Raw genomic sequence first — 14,943 nt, 5'->3', positions numbered from 1 at the left:
AAAGAACGGCTTACAGGAACCGCTGCATAAGGCAGACGTCAAGCCACTGGTCGAATTTATAACCGACCTCCCGCAGGCGTCCCACCTCTTCAAATCCGAGTTTCCTGTGAAAATGAAGGCTGCCTGCATTTGCTGCGTCGATATAACCGACCAGCGAATGCAGGCCGTTTTCTTTCGCGCTTTCAATAATGCGGGCGAGTAGGGCACTGCCGATGCCTTGTCCGTGACACGACGGACGCACATACACAGAATGCTCCGCCGTAAATCGATACCCGATTTTAGGTTTGAAGGTATGATACGTCGCGAATCCCACGATTTCATTGTCACGTTCCGCTACCAGCAACGGGAAGCCCTCGTTTTTTTTCTCCTGGTACCATTTCAGGTGTTCGGCTTCCGACCTTCGGGCATAGTCGTAAATAGCCGTGGTATGCAGGATCGCTTCATTAATGATGTCGAGGATGGCCGGAAGATGCCGGGAGTCCGCAGTTCGAATCTGTACACTCATGATTTTTCGTACGCACTGATCAAGGCATCGGCGTCGGCCTGGCTGAAACCATACTGTTGGGCGAGGGCCTTACCGGCGCGGGCAGAGGCAAGTGCTTCTTTTTTGCGACCGAGTTTGAAATAGATCCGGGCCTGGGTCAGGCGGTTGTCAACGGTCATGTCGAGTTCGAGGGCGCGCGCGATCCAATCGAGCGCATACTGTAAGCTTTGCGGATCGGCATAATACTCGGCGTATTTCTTCGCCACGTCTTTCAAAATAGGAGCGCTCGTCCATGCAAACCGTTTGACATTCGACACGGTGGCTTCCCGGTAGCGTGCTTTATTGCCTGTACGTTCGGCGATTTCCATATCGTATCGAAACAAAAGCGAATCGGTTTTGCGCATTTGCATCGCCTGGATGACCTCGCGTTTCCGATAATAGGCGACCGTATCGGTATCGGTCGCAAATACCTGCATGGTTTCGGTCACGGCGTTCAGTATTTTCCGCTCCACCCGTTCAGGTGAACTCACCGCCGCGTACTCCTTTTGGTGTTTCAATAAATACTGGAACTCGCGCGATTCGATATCCGCCACGCCATTAGCCATGATTTTCCAGTTGATGTCCGACACCATTTTATCGTCAGGGACGTTGGCAAAATAGGCTTGTGCGATAGGGTGAAGGGCCTGTCGTTCATATCCCTTGCGCATCGTCGTCAGCAACGCCAGGCACTTTTCTGCATTTCCGCGGTCGGCAAGGAATTGGTCTTCCAGATACGGAATCTGTTGCTTCGGATCGAGCGCCGTAGAGGCTTCTTTGATAAGATCGTCGGATTTTAACTCGCCGCTCAGGGCATACACAATCCTGCTATCCGGATTGATAAAAACAAAGTAGGGGAAGAGCTTCGTATTCAGTTTTTTCCGCAACGCCGGACCTTCGCCGGTTTCGATGTTCTGCCAGCCGCAGACGAAATGCTGCGACATGAAATCGATGACTTTCGGGTCGGTAAACACTTCGGCCTTCATTTTCTTGCAATGCGGACACCAATCGGCATACAGCATGTAAAACAGGATTTTGTTCTCTGCTTTTGCCTTGGCCATGGCCGCCTTGAAGCCGTTCTCCTCAAAAACAAGTGTGTTCTGTGCCGTCGCAGAAAGCGCGACCAACCATAAAAACAATAAGGTACGTATCGTGTGCATCGTTCGGGAAGCCATTTACGCAAATATAGTGGATTTACCGTCAACCGGAAGGGCTTTGGATTGGAAGAACGACGCGCAATCCGTACCTTTGCGAAACGTGATCACTACATGATACAGTACCCTAAAATTCCCCTGGCACAAAGCATACTCCAGATTTGCCTGGCTGAGGGACTTACCGACATTGTCATCTCCCCGGGTTCACGGAATGCACCCTTGACGATTGGTTTCGCCGGGCATCCCGAATTCCGCTGTTTCAGTATCGCCGACGAGCGCTGTGCCGCCTTTTTTGCCTTGGGACGCGCGCAGCAACTCCGGAAACCGGTGGCTGTAGTATGCACCTCCGGATCGGCACTTTTGAATTATTATCCCGCTTTCGCGGAAGCGTTCTACAGTGAAATTCCCCTCGTGGTCATTTCCGCGGACCGCCCACACGATAAGATCGACATCGGCGACGGACAAACCATCCGCCAGGAAAACGTCTTCGCCAACCATTCCCTGTATAACGCTAACCTGACGGAAGAAGCGTCACGCGACAATGATTTCCTCATTACACAGGCAATCCGTACCGCCATCCAGAAAAAAGGCCCAGTGCATATCAACGTTCCGTTCGAAGAGCCGCTCTATGAAACGGTCACGTCCCTAAGCGTACAACCGGCGGTGTTTGAGAAGGAAATCCCGACAGATACAAAAGAAGAACTGACGGATTTTTTAGCAATTTGGAACGCTTCAACACGAAAACTCGTGCTGGCAGGTTCGGATGAACCCAACGTGTTGAGTCAGGAGGTGGTCGACTATCTCGCCGCGGATCCGTCCGTAATGGTGATGACCGAAACCATTTCCAACCTCCACCATCCGGATTTTGTAGCCGACATCGATGTCTTCATCACGCCATTTGACCACAACCAATTTGAAGCTTTCCGACCCGACATCCTCCTCACATTCGGAGGCATGGTCATTTCGAAACGCGTAAAAGCATGGCTGCGGAAGTATCCGCCGAAACACCATTGGCATGTCGACACGCTTCGGGCGTATGACACCTTCGGGGTGTTGTCGCATCATTTCGTCCTGTCACCGCAGGCGTTTTTCGACACCCTCAAAGCACAGTCACTGCCCGTAGAAAGTGACTATCGTGCGCGCGCCACATCCCTGGCCACGTATCGGGATGCGCAACGTAAGACGTTCCTGAAAGATTGCGCATACAGCGATGTAAAGGTCTATGAAACAGTGTATAGCGTCATTCCTGCTGATTCGATACTTCATATAAGTAATTCAGCAGCAATCCGCTATTCGCAGTTGTTTCCGGCTCCACCTGAAGTCGCCATTTATTGCAACCGTGGCACCAGCGGAATCGACGGCAGTACGTCAACCGCCATCGGGGCCGCGACGGCAGCCTCAAAACGCGTGACGTTGGTGACGGGCGACATCGGCTTCTTTTACGACAGCAATGCGCTTTGGAACCAATACATCCCGCCACACTTCCGTATCATCCTTATCAATAATGGCGGAGGGGGCATTTTCCGGATCCTTCCCGGTCATTCCGAAACGCCGCTATTCCATACCTATTTCGAGACGGCCCATTCGCTGACGGCCCGCCATTTGGCAGCGATGTACGGCTTTACATATCGCGCCGCCTGCAACGAAGTATCGCTTCGGGAAGCACTTGATGGATTCTTTGACGATCAAGGCGGCCCGGCTCTCCTGGAGGTCTTTACGCCCGGTCACGAGAACGACAAGGTGCTGGCGGCCTTCTTCAAAGCTTTGGCGTAACGCCACAAAAAAAGAGCCCGGAGGCTCTTGATTCGATGGTGGTTGTTCGTTTACGACTGTTCGTCTTCCGGATGTGGTCCGCGGTGGAACACTTTCTCTTTCAGGAACGAAATCGCTTTGCTCAAACCCGATTGGATCGAGTCGGAATTCTTCGCGATAAGGCTGGTGGCCGCTGTTTGGAATAGCGTGCCGGCGATGGCCATAAGCGGACTGCGGGTGACGGAATTGAAAAGTACTTTCTTCAATAACCAGCCACTGCCGATGCCGATGGCGACTTTTCCGAGGCCACTTTTCAGCGCCTCCCCGGTTTCACTTCCTTCACCTAAAACGCTTTTCAGCAGGTTCATCGGATGCAGGGCCTCTTTGGCTGTCTCGAAGTCTGCCTTTAAGGCGATCAGGTCGTCCTGGCGTTTCATCTCGAGTAACGCAAGGTTGTCTTGCAGTCGTTGGGTGGGAGTATACCTTTTCATGATTCAGTTTCGTCGTTTTCGTCAAGAAGATTCGAAATCACGGCATCTTTGATCGGTTGCTTTACCCAAGGTTTGCGGAAGGCGTAGACCAATGCCACCAAAACCAGATAGAAAAGGGCAACGATAAAGAAACCGGCATACGAAGCGCCTACGCATTCGCTAAGGTAAAGTGCCAGCCCAAAGTTCAGCATCAGGATGATCAAAAGGGCGAGGAAAACAAATACAAGGCGGAGTGCGAGAACGGAAACAACATCTGATACTTTATCTGTTGCTTTCAGTCGGGCGATTTCGATGTTGGTCCGGACATAGGTTTCTGCCTTTCCGGCCAGCGATTCCCATATCGTTGCTTTTTCTTCCATAAAAGGGCAGGTTATGGTTATAGGTTCGACGCGTCGTTTACGACGTTCCGCACGTTGCGGTTGGCTTCAGCCAGACGCGCACGTCCTTTGTCGGCCAACTCTTCCGCTTCCGCAGCGGCTCCGTCAAGACGGTCGGTCACACTGCCAATGAAATCGTTGAACTTATTTTTCAGGTTGTTGACGTAGTCATCGCTTTTGCGACTGATCTTACGACGGGTTTCGGTTCCTTTGTCAGGTGCAAACAGGATACCGAGCGCGGCACCGGCGGCAACACCGGCCAAAACGCCTAATAAAACTCTTCCAGTACTCATAATGATTGAAGATTTAATGGATAAATATAATGCTTTTTGTGGGCTCAGACCACGCGATCACCGCGGATCAGGCGAAGGACGATGGCAATGACAGCAATCACCAACAGGATGTGGATCAGGCCGCCCAGGTTATAGCCGACATAACCAATCAGCCAGGCAATCACCAGGATCACCGCAACGAGGTAGAGAAGATTTGACATAGTGTGGATTTTTTATGGGTTCGTATAACAAACAGGCGATCTGTTTTTTGGGTAGGGAGTACCGGACTATTTCAATCCGTCACGCACTTCTTCAGCATGTTGAAGGTGCAGGCGCAGACCCGGCAGCATTTTCGTAGCCCAGTTCCGGACGTCGGCATCTGCTGCGTCAGTAGCCGCTTTTTCAAAGGCAGAGATGGCATCTTTATGGCCTTCTACCATTTTGTCAGCATAGTCTTTGTCGAAATCCGCCGTTTCCTTTTCCTGGAATTTGGTCAGCGTTTCCTTGCTATCCTCCGTCGGGCTTTCCGGAATGGAGATGTTCTTGGCCATTGCCATCGCTTTCAACTCGTCAAGCGCTTTGGTGTGTTCTGCTACCATCATTTTTCCAAGATCTTTCACAGACGCTGCCGTTCCTTTTGTTTGGGCCAGCTTGCCGAGGGCGATCTCATCCATATTGATTTCAGCCGCTTTTACAACAAATTCCGAATCATCCTCTTTGTCGGTGTCATCGAATTTTTCGTCGTTTTGGTCGTCCGCCACTTCTTCAGTGTCGGTCGTGGTGTTTTCTTTTTTACAAGAAACAAAAGGCAACGCCATCAAGAGGGTAGCGGCCAGTAAGGAGGTTTTCAACAGGGGTGTTTTCATGGTATCGTTGTTTTTTACAAAGTTGCGGATTCGCTACCGTGGCGCACTTACAGAACTTTCCTGTTTTGTTGCAGATGGTGCAGCAGCCCGCATACCATACACTTCTATATGTCCTTCTACTTCCGCAGCGTTGGCCAATGTCTTGTATACAAAGGAAATACGTGTCAGTTTTCGTTTTCCGTCAAGCGGAAGGGGATCCGATTCGCCTTTAACAGGAAGGGTGACATTCAACTCGCTTTTGTCCGTATCCCCCTCGTCATAAAACAACTCAATGCGCGCAATCCGGACGGATGCGTCGGTTGCCTTGAAGCGAAGGGAAATGAAGGGAAGGGCATCCGTTAAGACGATTTCATCCGACTCGGTACGGAAGTTCACCGTCGTCGTGCCGATTTTATGCCATTTGGTATCGGAAGGAGTTGGCGTGGACGTTTGTGCAAGGGCCGCCGTCCCGCAAAAAATAAAAAGAAGGAACTTTTTCATGGGAAACGTATTTCCCTAAAGTTCCTTCTTTTCTAAAAGTAGTACATTACAGGATTGCCATCAATCCTATCAACGGTTTCAGCTTACAGGCTCAACAGGAAGTTCTCTTTGTTGAGTCCACTGGTGTGGTACTGCCAGTTCAGGCTGATGACCTCCGAAAGGATTTTCTTCAGCGCGGTAAAATCATTCGGCTTTTTGATGTAGATGTTCGCGCCGCGCACAAAGGTTTCTTCGATGTCTTCTTCCGAGGATGACGTCGAATAAATGGCAATCGACAGGTCTTTCAGTCGCGCGTCGGCCCTGATCTCCTTCAGGCATTCCATTCCGTCTTTGCGCGGCATGTTCAAATCCAGGAACACCACGTGCGGCAACTGTACGTCGGGCGCGTTCAGGTATTCCATAAGTTGCACGCCGTCATTGACGGTGTTGACGACGGTGCGTACCTTCAATTCTTCGATTGCGTCTTTAAAAAAGAGGCGATCGTCCTCATCGTCATCCGCCAACAGGATAAACAGTTCGTCATGGGTCATGTGTAGTAGGGTTGTTTAGGATTTTTCGTCTGTAGCGAACCGAACTGACTTACGCTTCTTGATAATCCGCTGGAAGGCGGTAGGCGTCAGGCCGGTCGTTTTCTTAAACTGGTTCGAAAGGTGGGCCACACTACTGTAGTTGAGTTGCCACGCCATTTCGGTCAGTGTAAGTTTGTCTTCGATGATCATTTGCTTTGCGCGCTCGATCTTCTGCAGGATGATGAAGTTCTCGATCGACGTGTGGGTGACTTCTGAAAACAAACTCGACAGGTAGCCGTAGCTGTGGTTGAGTTTGTCAGACAAATACACCGACACCTTCGTGTTGTGTTGCTTCTCATCGTTGTAGATCATCTCCACAATCGTGTCTTTGATCCGTTGTATGAACGCATTCTTCGGATTTTCAATAATCTCGATACCATACCGATCCAGCGCCTGCTGCAACTCTTTATACGTTTCAGCCGACACGTTTCGGTTGATTTCGATTTCTCCCAGTCCGGTCACTTCATACGGAATGTCGAGGCGGTTCATCTGTTCCTGCAAGATCATTTTGCAGGCCTTGTTGATATCGTACTTGATCTGTAATTTCATAAAATAGCGCGTGAGGTCTATTTGTTGTAATTATCGCATGAACTAACTGTATCGGTAAATAATTTAACAAAAGCCCAAATCAAATCTAATCAAAATTTCGCGAAATGACATTATGTTTCCGAGAACAATTAGCATAAATTTAGTAAAATGCCGTCTGCCGCCGATTGACTACCTTTACACCCTAATTGCTGTTGTTATGTTGGAAGTAGGAAGGATCAATACGTTAACCATTTTACGCGACACCAGCGTCGGCCTTTTTCTCGGAAATGGCGAAGAGGAAGTGTTGCTGCCCCGGAAATACCTCACGCCTTCGATGAAGCCGGGCGAGACGCTTGACGTATTTATCTATCTCGATCATGAGGAACGTCCTGTAGCTACCACGCTTGAACCGTATATCCAGTTGGATGATTTCGCCTACCTGCGTGTCAACCACATCAACCGCTTCGGGGCTTTTATGGACTGGGGTCTTGAAAAAGACCTGTTCGTACCCTTCCGTGAGCAGGCCCGTCCGATGGAGGAGGGGAAACGCTACCTGGTCTATCTCTACCTCGATGAGAAGACCAACCGATTGGTGGGCACGTCTAAAACCAACGGCCGACTGTCAAACGACGAATTGACGGTAGAGAAAGGCGACGAGGTCGAACTCGTCATTTCACATATTACCGAGGCCGGCATCAATGTCATCGTCAACGGAAAGCACAAAGGACTCGTTTATAAAAACGAAGTCTTCGACGAACGTGTCCGCACCGGTGACCGCCGGAAGGGCTACATCAAAGCCATCCGACCCGATAACAAACTCGATGTGGCGTTACAACCCCAGGGATACGCCGCCATCGAACCCAACGCGCAAAAAATACTCGACCGGCTTCGAAACGGACGCGGTGTGTTGAAACTGACCGATAACTCCGATCCGGATGACATCCGTTCCGTGCTGCAGATGAGTAAGAAAACCTTCAAAAAAGCCGTGGGCGCTTTATACCGCGATAAGCTCGTAACCCTGCGCGACGACGGCATCTATTTGGTGTAATGACCCTCGATTCTTTTTACCAATGGCAATCCGGATGGCGGTCTGAGGCCAGGCGTATGCCGGTGTTCTTTATCGGACACGGCTCACCGATGAATGCCATTGAAGACAATGTATTTTCAGCAGAATGGCAACGTCTGGCGCACACCATGCCCCGACCCAGCGCCGTTTTGGTCATCTCGGCCCACTGGCTCACACGCGGTAGCTTTGTCACCGCCATGGACGCGCCCCCCACGATACACGATTTCCGCGGATTCCCGAAAGCCTTATTCGACGTCAACTATCCGGCACCCGGCGAACCCGCGCTGGCCAATGCCCTGTCAACGGGTGTGACGATGACGGAAGTGGGACTCGACCACGAATGGGGACTCGACCACGGCACCTGGTCGATCGTACGGCATATGTATCCCGACGCCGATATCCCCGTCCTGCAGTTCAGCATCGATTATGCCAAACCGGCCGACTACCACTACCAATTGGCAACGGAACTGCGGCAGTTGCGCCAGAAAGGCGTATTGATTATCGGAAGCGGCAACATGGTGCACAACCTTCGTATGGTGGCGTGGGACAAACTTTCGGAACCCGAATATGGTTACGACTGGGCGCTGGAGCTGAACGAACGGTTGAAGAACGCCATCCGCACAGGCGACCACCGTTCCCTGGTGCAGTATGAGCAATTCGGACAGGCCGCGGCACTCGCCATTCCGACACCCGATCACTACTATCCGTTGCTGTACGCCGCCGCGCTGGCGGACGCAAAAGACACGCCCGAGATTTTCAACGACCGGGCCGTGGGCGGATCGCTGACGATGACATCCGTTAAATGGAGTTAGGCCGTTTCCTCTAACAATAAGCGGTTGTAACGGCGGCTTACATTGAACACGCGCTCGGCAACCACAATCAGAAACATGGGCAGTATGATCCATTCGAGTATCCCCGCAAGGTGCAGCAGAAAGCCAATCGTGACCAGCAAACGCGAATATTCCAGATAGCAAATCCATTTGCGCTGTTCCAACAAGGCACCGCAGTTCACCAGCGTCAGCAGTATAAACGAAACGGCAAAGGTGATGGTGATCCCATCCAACCCATCGAACCAATACGTAAAGGCGGTCAGTACGGCCATACTGAGGGCAATCTGCGCGGCGAGGTAGTGCCGGAAGCGCAGTTTCGGATGACGGCCCGTGCGGTCTTGCAGGAAGTACTTTTCCAGTTGCGGACGGATATCCTGGTCCATGTATTTTGGACTTCCGAACACGGCCCGCCATTTTCCCTTCCAATCGGTTGCCCGCCGGAACGATTCCGCTATTTCGAAATAATAATGGAAGTGCTGCCACAGGAAACTCCGGCTTTTCAGCGGATGTGTCAAACCATACACCGGTTGGTCCACTTCTTCCTGGAACGTGCCGAAAAGTTTGTCCCAAAACACAAACATATCCCCATAATTCTTGTCGAGATAGTGTTCATTAGACGCGTGGTGTACACCATGTATCGACGGTGTCACAAACACTTTTTCCAACCACGGCACGCGCTTGATGACCTGGGTATGGGTGAAAAACGAATAGGCCCCGTGCACCAACAACATCAGGATCACCATTTTCGGAGGAAAACCGATCAACGGCAGGAAACACCAGAAGACCGTCCGGATCAGCGCCTGTATCGTCGTAATACGCGCCGATACCGTCAGGTTGAACTCCTCGCTCTGGTGGTGCACGATATGCGCCGCCCAGAACAGGTTGACTTCATGCCCGAGCCGGTGGTACCAATACCAAACGAAATCCGTGGCCAGCACCAACACCACCCAACTCATGACCGTTTCCGGGATGGTGAAAAGGCGGGCGTGGTCGTAGATCCACACGAAAAGGCCGTAGAATCCGGCCGAAACGAACAGGTTGAGCATCCGCTCGGCGATACCGATACTGATGTTCGATATAGAACTTTCATAATGGAACAGGTGCTCCTTCCGCTTCGCTTTCGCAATACGGTATTCGATAAAAACGAAAATCAAAAAAGCGGGGACAGCAAACGCGATCAACTTCAGGTTTTCCATGGCTTCGGGTTTTACTTGTGGCTAATATAAGAAAAAGTGAAAAGAGAGAAGAGACAGGTGAGGGGAGCGAAGGGTGAGGGCAGCGACCTAACGATGTACGGTGATACCCGGATTAAGCCGACACAATTCGCTCACAAACACATCCCGTCGTTCGGGCGAGATATAAATATCGTCGAACTTTCCATAGTGGATCATGAGTCCGCGGTGGCTGCATCCTATTTTCCAAAGCGACATCTTGAACAACTGGTCATCATACACTATTCTGGAGATCGAAGCTATTTCGATTGTTTTTCGAAGCGGCCCACTGCTGGCGGTGAGGGTGCCCTCCGCAATTACAAAACGTGTCGAAAAGAGGATCCAGGCCAGCAAGGCTGCGATCAATCCGAAAAGCACAAAAACCGGCAGCGGCACGGCTTCCCCCGGCAGGCACGCCAATGCCAGAATCGCAGTTACCAGCAGCAATCCCACTATTCCGAACAGGAAAACATAAGGACGACTGTAGGCAGTACGGAAAATCATCAGATAGCCAGCGCTTTACGGGTTTTCTTCAACAAGGCGTCGCGGCTGACCAATACCGAAATCGACTTCAGACGAATGTAGGATACGCTCATATAAAAGAAGCCCTGGTAACCCGCCTGGGAGCCCCATGAGTTCTTCACTTTATAGTACAGGTTACCATTTTGGTCTTTCGCTTTTCCGACAATCAGCATCAGGTGGTCATCCGTAGTGCTGTAGTTCTCGAAGGCCGTCTGGCGCATGTCAGGCGTAATCGTTTGCTCAGGCCGGATCTCGGTGGCACTGGCCGCATAGTCGCCTTCCGAAGCAGGCACCACCGCCACGCCCTGTTGCGAAAAGAAATACGGCTCACTCACATCCGCGTCGAGCGCGACCGAATAACCGTTAGCCAGGGCATTGTCGATATTGTCGATATACTCGTCAAGCGGAAGGTTGTAAAAACTGCCGTTTGAGAAGTTATCCGGTACATCCAGGATGAATTTCTGGTAAGGCGCTTCATGCGTGAACGAGGTAATCGTCACATAATCGTCGAGGTTGAGTTTGAGGGAGGAAAGGAAGGTCTTCGGCGTATAGGTAGTGCCCTCATACGTAAACGAAGTGACAGGTTTCCCGATACTGGCATCCAGTAACGTGGCCACGTCGGTGCGCCATTGTGGTGACAACGTCTTAGAAGTGGCGTATTGTTTCAGGACGCTTTCCAGTTTCCCCACCAATTGCGAATGGTCATAGCGGTTCCCACCGTCCGGCATCCCCGAAAAGACACTTTGCGGTACCACACCGTATTTCCGTGCGCTGTTGATGACATCGTGGGCGAGTCCCCCTTCACCGAACTGGGCATGTCCCTGTCGCATCAAATAGGTAAAGGCTTTGTCTTCATACGTTTCCCGCACATTGTACATCTCGCTCAGGTCGACGGTTTTCCCGGTTTTCCGGATGATTTCCGCTTCCAGGAAGGAGGTAGTCGAGAAGCTCCAACACGTGCCGGTATTCCCCTGTGAAATGACGGCCGTACACGGTACATCCGTAATCGATTGGAAATCATATTTCTGTGCGTAGGCACCTACCATCGAGGCGAACATCAAAGCAAGGGAAAGGGTTTTTTTCATAAGGGAAACGGGTTTGTAAGCAGCGCAAAAATCCAAATAATTGGCTTATTTTTGGACTAAAATAATCATAAAATGGCGAGTATCGACTGGCGCACGGTAAAAGAATTCGAAGACATCACCTATAAGAAATGCAACGGCGTGGCCCGCATCGCGTTCAACCGCCCGGATGTGCGCAATGCTTTCCGTCCGAAAACCACCAGCGAACTGTACCAGGCATTCTATGATGCACAGGAAGATACGTCTATAGGCGTGGTGCTCTTGTCAGCCGAAGGGCCTTCCTCAAAAGACGGCATTTGGTCGTTTTGCAGCGGAGGTGACCAGCGCGCGCGCGGCCACCAGGGATATGTAGGCGACGACGGTATGCACCGCCTGAACATCCTCGAAGTGCAACGCCTCATTCGCTTTATGCCCAAAGTAGTCATTGCCGTCGTACCCGGTTGGGCCGTCGGGGGCGGACACAGCCTGCACGTTGTATGCGACCTGACCCTTGCCAGCAAAGAAAACGCCATCTTCAAGCAAACCGACGCCGATGTCACCAGTTTCGACGGAGGCTACGGTTCGGCCTACCTCGCCAAGATGGTCGGGCAGAAGAAAGCGCGCGAGATCTTTTTCCTCGGTCGCAATTACTCTGCCGACGACGCCTATGAAATGGGAATGGTCAACGCCGTCATCCCACACGCCGAACTTGAAGATACTGCCTACGAATGGGCACAGGAAATACTGGCCAAATCGCCGACCTCCATCAAGATGCTGAAGTTCGCCATGAACCTCACCGACGACGGTATGGTCGGACAACAGGTATTCGCCGGAGAAGCCACCCGACTCGCCTACATGACCGACGAAGCCAAAGAAGGCCGCAACGCCTTCCTCGAAAAACGCAAACCCAATTTCGGTGAAAACAAATGGATTCCGTGATCGGAGTGAAGTCGAAAGTCTGAAGTCGAAAGTCGAAAGTCCTAAGCTGATACCAAACGGGAACACGAAACCCTAAACCCGCGCCACAACACTCCACACTCAAAACCCAAAACCCAAAACTCAAAACTCAAAACCCAAAACCCAAAACCCAAAACCCAACACCCAAAACCATGTCCTTCACCAACGAAACCCTCGATACCACCGCGCTTCCCCGGTTTGAAGCCGTGTCGTTTCGCTTGCTGGATGCCCGTTACTGGACGGTCATATTGCTGTCGCTACTGATCGTATTCGGACTGCTCGCAGCGGCTATCGTACTCGTAGCCGTTTTCGTCGAAGATACAGAGCAGGCCGTGCCGTGGATGATAGGAGGCTATATCGTAGGAGCCGCCATCTCATTCTGGCTGTCCCGTATCGCCTTCCGCAGGAAAGGATATGCCTTCCGCGAGCACGACGTTGTCTTTCGCCACGGCATTATCGCCACCAAAACCATCGTTATTCCATATAACCGCGTCCAGCACGTGGCCCTGCACGAAGGGGTGTTCAGCCGGATGTTCGGCCTCGCCGAAGTGAAAGTATACACCGCCGGTGGCAATTCCGGAGATATTGACATACCCGGCATTCGCAAACCCGAAGCCGAGGATATCAAACAACTTTTGATGGGTAAAATCCAAAAGCAATTGTAATGTCGCCCGACTTTACCAAACCCCAACGCCAGTCCGCCGTCGGCGTGATTGTGACCTTCGCCGATTCGGCGGTGGCCCTCGCCAAGGCGTTCCTTCCGTTTTTGGTGGTGTGGCTCCTCAACTTTGACCGCTCCAAGTCGATCATGGTAACGGCCGCTATCGTGCTGTTTCTCGCGGCTACTATTGTCGCGGCCTGGCTGCGCTACCGCAACTTTACCTTTTTCCTTGACCGCGAGCAGTCCGAGTTCATCCTCACCCAGGGCGTATTGAGCAAGACACGGGTCGTCATTCAACTCGGTAAAATCCAGAAAGTCGACATCACCCAATCGTTGCTGCAACGACTGATCGGCGTCTATGAAGTTCGTATCGACACGGCCGGTAGCAACGATGAGGAAATCGCCATCAAAGCCGTCGCACATGCCGTTGCCGTCAGCCTCCGAAAGGAATTGCTCGAAGGCGCCGCCTCCGCGCGGTTGGAAACGGAGGAAACAACCGAAACCCTTTCTGCAACCGGACAGCCCTTTGTGCAGATCAGCTTCGGTAGCCTGGTGAAAATGGGACTGACGTCGCATTACGTGCGGACGTTCTTCGTCATCCTCGCCTTCTTTTTCTCCACCTACGAGAACATCCGCCACTTCGACGACAAAATCACCGACGACGTCGATACCTCCCAGTTAGAATCATACGTCGCCGAGCGCTCGGCCATTCAACTCGTACTTTTCGCCTTTCTCCTGATAGTGGGCGTCATTCTCGTGGTGAATGTGGGGCGCACCGTGTTCCGCTATTTCGGCTACCGCATAACACGTCAACGCGACGCGCTGTTGCTGTCGTTCGGACTCGTGAGTACCAAAAATACCCTGCTGAAACCGCAACGGGTGCAGTTTGTGTCTGTCATCCAAAACTACCTCCAGCGCAAACTCGACCTGATGGAAGTGCGCGTGCGACAGGCCACCGGGGGCGAGGCGGAAGACAAAAAAAGGGCCATCGAAATTCCGGGTTGCAACGACGCCGAACACCGCGGCATACTCGAAATGCTGTTTGGCAGCGTCCCGCAGAAAGAACTGACGGTGCTGCCCAACTGGCGTGTACTGGGCTTTGCCTTGTTTCTCTATCTGGGGATTCCGCTGGGGATATACGCGATCGTCCGCAACAACGTACCCGAACTGTCAAGCGTCGACTACTTCGTCCCATTGTACGCCGGTTTGGTTATCGTGTTGCAGTATTTCCGCTTCCGCAACAGCCGTCTGTACATCAGCGACCGGTTCGTCATCCGCAAACACGGCGCCTGGGATGTCACCTACGATTACCTCGATACCCGCAAAATACAAGGCATAACCGCGTCGCAGCTATTCTGGCACAAATCCCTGAATATCGGTTCCATAACCCTGCACACCGCCGGCGGTGACCTGACCTTTCACCTCGGCCAGTTCGACCTCCTGCACGAGTACGCCAATCGGTGGTTGTATGCCATCGAACGGGATGACAGTAATTGGATGTAGTTTTGTAAATTAGAACGTGTCAATTAGATAATTAGAAAATCAGAAAATTAGAAAATGCAGAACCAAAGAACCTAAGTCCTCAGTTACTCAGTTACTCAGTCACTCAGTTTCTCAGTTCCTCAG

General features: G+C 51.7%; 19 protein-coding genes. 6 read left to right on the top strand and 13 right to left on the bottom strand.

Going from position 1 to position 14,943, the window contains the following annotated elements; genetic code table 11:
- Window positions 1-10 precede the first annotated feature (10 nt).
- Entirely contained in the window at window positions 11-505 is a 495-nt protein-coding gene (locus MKO97_RS11645; protein WP_241103390.1) for a GNAT family N-acetyltransferase, read from the bottom strand.
- Window positions 502-1,695: a thioredoxin family protein gene (locus tag MKO97_RS11640; protein ID WP_241103389.1), complete on the bottom strand. Its 1,194-nt coding sequence runs from the start codon at window positions 1,693-1,695 to the stop codon at window positions 502-504. Before MKO97_RS11640 ends, MKO97_RS11645 begins: the two co-directional genes overlap by 4 nt.
- A gap of 96 nt (window positions 1,696-1,791) precedes the next feature.
- On the opposite strand from MKO97_RS11640, the gene menD reads away from it, so the two are divergent.
- Window positions 1,792-3,447 (top strand): 2-succinyl-5-enolpyruvyl-6-hydroxy-3-cyclohexene-1-carboxylic-acid synthase, encoded by a 1,656-nt coding sequence (gene menD / locus MKO97_RS11635; RefSeq protein WP_241105524.1) that lies wholly within the window; start codon window positions 1,792-1,794, stop codon window positions 3,445-3,447.
- A 50-nt stretch (window positions 3,448-3,497) separates the two neighbouring features.
- Here the strand turns inward: menD and MKO97_RS11630 are convergent, their stop codons facing one another.
- The 8 genes from MKO97_RS11630 to MKO97_RS11595 all read right to left on the bottom strand — a co-directional run bounded on the left by MKO97_RS11630 (window position 3,498) and on the right by MKO97_RS11595 (window position 7,030).
- Entirely contained in the window at window positions 3,498-3,917 is a 420-nt protein-coding gene (locus MKO97_RS11630) for a hypothetical protein (protein WP_241103388.1), read from the bottom strand.
- Window positions 3,914-4,276: a phage holin family protein gene (locus tag MKO97_RS11625; protein ID WP_241103387.1), complete on the bottom strand. Its 363-nt coding sequence runs from the start codon at window positions 4,274-4,276 to the stop codon at window positions 3,914-3,916. The genes MKO97_RS11630 and MKO97_RS11625 overlap by 4 nt, the downstream gene beginning before the upstream one ends.
- Window positions 4,277-4,293: 17 nt before the next feature.
- Window positions 4,294-4,587, bottom strand: a complete 294-nt coding sequence (locus MKO97_RS11620) for a YtxH domain-containing protein (protein WP_241103386.1) — start codon at window positions 4,585-4,587, stop codon at window positions 4,294-4,296.
- Between the two features lie 44 nt (window positions 4,588-4,631).
- Window positions 4,632-4,787 carry a lmo0937 family membrane protein gene (locus MKO97_RS11615; RefSeq protein WP_241103385.1) on the bottom strand — a complete coding sequence of 52 codons (156 nt, stop codon included), beginning with the start codon at window positions 4,785-4,787 and terminating at the stop codon, window positions 4,632-4,634.
- A 66-nt stretch (window positions 4,788-4,853) separates the two neighbouring features.
- A complete protein-coding gene (locus tag MKO97_RS11610) occupies window positions 4,854-5,432 on the bottom strand; it encodes a DUF4142 domain-containing protein (RefSeq protein WP_241103384.1) in 579 nt (192 codons plus the stop codon).
- 33 nt (window positions 5,433-5,465) lie between these two features.
- Window positions 5,466-5,912, bottom strand: coding sequence for a hypothetical protein (locus MKO97_RS11605; protein WP_241103383.1), 447 nt, complete (start codon window positions 5,910-5,912; stop codon window positions 5,466-5,468).
- An 83-nt stretch (window positions 5,913-5,995) separates the two neighbouring features.
- Window positions 5,996-6,442, bottom strand: coding sequence for a response regulator (locus MKO97_RS11600; protein WP_241103382.1), 447 nt, complete (start codon window positions 6,440-6,442; stop codon window positions 5,996-5,998).
- A gap of 15 nt (window positions 6,443-6,457) precedes the next feature.
- Window positions 6,458-7,030 (bottom strand): AraC family transcriptional regulator, encoded by a 573-nt coding sequence (locus tag MKO97_RS11595; protein WP_241103381.1) that lies wholly within the window; start codon window positions 7,028-7,030, stop codon window positions 6,458-6,460.
- A 196-nt stretch (window positions 7,031-7,226) separates the two neighbouring features.
- Between MKO97_RS11595 and MKO97_RS11590 the strand changes: the two genes are divergently transcribed.
- Window positions 7,227-8,057, top strand: coding sequence for a S1 RNA-binding domain-containing protein (locus tag MKO97_RS11590; protein WP_241103380.1), 831 nt, complete (start codon window positions 7,227-7,229; stop codon window positions 8,055-8,057).
- Window positions 8,057-8,887 carry a 4,5-DOPA dioxygenase extradiol gene (gene ygiD / locus MKO97_RS11585; protein ID WP_241103379.1) on the top strand — a complete coding sequence of 277 codons (831 nt, stop codon included), beginning with the start codon at window positions 8,057-8,059 and terminating at the stop codon, window positions 8,885-8,887. Before MKO97_RS11590 ends, ygiD begins: the two co-directional genes overlap by 1 nt.
- Here the strand turns inward: ygiD and MKO97_RS11580 are convergent.
- The 3 genes from MKO97_RS11580 to MKO97_RS11570 form a co-directional block, all read right to left on the bottom strand.
- Window positions 8,884-10,101 (bottom strand): sterol desaturase family protein, encoded by a 1,218-nt coding sequence (locus tag MKO97_RS11580; RefSeq protein WP_241103378.1) that lies wholly within the window; start codon window positions 10,099-10,101, stop codon window positions 8,884-8,886. The genes ygiD and MKO97_RS11580 overlap by 4 nt on opposite strands.
- 87 nt (window positions 10,102-10,188) lie before the next feature.
- The gene (locus tag MKO97_RS11575) at window positions 10,189-10,620 is read right to left on the bottom strand and encodes a PH domain-containing protein (protein WP_241103377.1); all 432 of its coding nucleotides are present in this window, start codon (window positions 10,618-10,620) and stop codon (window positions 10,189-10,191) included.
- Window positions 10,620-11,723 (bottom strand): C1 family peptidase, encoded by a 1,104-nt coding sequence (locus MKO97_RS11570; protein ID WP_241103376.1) that lies wholly within the window; start codon window positions 11,721-11,723, stop codon window positions 10,620-10,622. Before MKO97_RS11570 ends, MKO97_RS11575 begins: the two co-directional genes overlap by 1 nt.
- Window positions 11,724-11,795: 72 nt before the next feature.
- Here MKO97_RS11570 and MKO97_RS11565 point away from each other — a divergent pair, with 72 nt between their 5' ends.
- The 3 genes from MKO97_RS11565 (at window position 11,796) to MKO97_RS11555 (ending at window position 14,820) form a co-directional block, all read left to right on the top strand.
- A complete protein-coding gene (locus tag MKO97_RS11565) occupies window positions 11,796-12,638 on the top strand; it encodes a 1,4-dihydroxy-2-naphthoyl-CoA synthase (RefSeq protein ID WP_241103375.1) in 843 nt (280 codons plus the stop codon).
- 170 nt (window positions 12,639-12,808) lie between these two features.
- The gene (locus MKO97_RS11560) at window positions 12,809-13,321 is read left to right on the top strand and encodes a PH domain-containing protein (RefSeq protein WP_241103374.1); all 513 of its coding nucleotides are present in this window, start codon (window positions 12,809-12,811) and stop codon (window positions 13,319-13,321) included.
- Window positions 13,321-14,820 carry a PH domain-containing protein gene (locus MKO97_RS11555; RefSeq protein ID WP_241103373.1) on the top strand — a complete coding sequence of 500 codons (1,500 nt, stop codon included), beginning with the start codon at window positions 13,321-13,323 and terminating at the stop codon, window positions 14,818-14,820. Before MKO97_RS11560 ends, MKO97_RS11555 begins: the two co-directional genes overlap by 1 nt.
- Window positions 14,821-14,943 lie beyond the last annotated feature (123 nt).

The sequence above is a fragment of the Flavobacterium sp. HJ-32-4 genome, from assembly GCF_022532105.1.
In the GTDB taxonomy this organism is placed as follows: domain Bacteria; phylum Bacteroidota; class Bacteroidia; order Flavobacteriales; family Flavobacteriaceae; genus Flavobacterium.
The sequence above is the reverse complement of the archived record's forward strand: the minus strand, read 5'-3'. Positions and strand labels throughout refer to the sequence as shown.

Excerpts from the sequence above, each read along its gene's own strand:
- MKO97_RS11625 (WP_241103387.1), bottom strand. The coding sequence starts at position 4,276 with ATGGAAGAAAAAGCAACGATATGGGAATCGCTGGCCGGAAAGGCAGAA.
- MKO97_RS11580 (WP_241103378.1), bottom strand. The coding sequence starts at position 10,101 with ATGGAAAACCTGAAGTTGATCGCGTTTGCTGTCCCCGCTTTTTTGATT.
- MKO97_RS11570 (WP_241103376.1), bottom strand. The coding sequence starts at position 11,723 with ATGAAAAAAACCCTTTCCCTTGCTTTGATGTTCGCCTCGATGGTAGGT.
- MKO97_RS11630 (WP_241103388.1), bottom strand. The coding sequence starts at position 3,917 with ATGAAAAGGTATACTCCCACCCAACGACTGCAAGACAACCTTGCGTTA.
- MKO97_RS11600 (WP_241103382.1), bottom strand. The coding sequence starts at position 6,442 with ATGACCCATGACGAACTGTTTATCCTGTTGGCGGATGACGATGAGGAC.
- MKO97_RS11595 (WP_241103381.1), bottom strand. The coding sequence starts at position 7,030 with ATGAAATTACAGATCAAGTACGATATCAACAAGGCCTGCAAAATGATC.
- MKO97_RS11555 (WP_241103373.1), top strand. The coding sequence starts at position 13,321 with ATGTCGCCCGACTTTACCAAACCCCAACGCCAGTCCGCCGTCGGCGTG.
- MKO97_RS11590 (WP_241103380.1), top strand. The coding sequence starts at position 7,227 with ATGTTGGAAGTAGGAAGGATCAATACGTTAACCATTTTACGCGACACC.
- MKO97_RS11565 (WP_241103375.1), top strand. The coding sequence starts at position 11,796 with ATGGCGAGTATCGACTGGCGCACGGTAAAAGAATTCGAAGACATCACC.
- MKO97_RS11615 (WP_241103385.1), bottom strand. The coding sequence starts at position 4,787 with ATGTCAAATCTTCTCTACCTCGTTGCGGTGATCCTGGTGATTGCCTGG.
- MKO97_RS11575 (WP_241103377.1), bottom strand. The coding sequence starts at position 10,620 with ATGATTTTCCGTACTGCCTACAGTCGTCCTTATGTTTTCCTGTTCGGA.
- MKO97_RS11605 (WP_241103383.1), bottom strand. The coding sequence starts at position 5,912 with ATGAAAAAGTTCCTTCTTTTTATTTTTTGCGGGACGGCGGCCCTTGCA.
- MKO97_RS11640 (WP_241103389.1), bottom strand. The coding sequence starts at position 1,695 with ATGGCTTCCCGAACGATGCACACGATACGTACCTTATTGTTTTTATGG.
- MKO97_RS11560 (WP_241103374.1), top strand. The coding sequence starts at position 12,809 with ATGTCCTTCACCAACGAAACCCTCGATACCACCGCGCTTCCCCGGTTT.
- MKO97_RS11645 (WP_241103390.1), bottom strand. The coding sequence starts at position 505 with ATGAGTGTACAGATTCGAACTGCGGACTCCCGGCATCTTCCGGCCATC.
- MKO97_RS11620 (WP_241103386.1), bottom strand. The coding sequence starts at position 4,587 with ATGAGTACTGGAAGAGTTTTATTAGGCGTTTTGGCCGGTGTTGCCGCC.
- ygiD (WP_241103379.1), top strand. The coding sequence starts at position 8,057 with ATGACCCTCGATTCTTTTTACCAATGGCAATCCGGATGGCGGTCTGAG.
- MKO97_RS11610 (WP_241103384.1), bottom strand. The coding sequence starts at position 5,432 with ATGAAAACACCCCTGTTGAAAACCTCCTTACTGGCCGCTACCCTCTTG.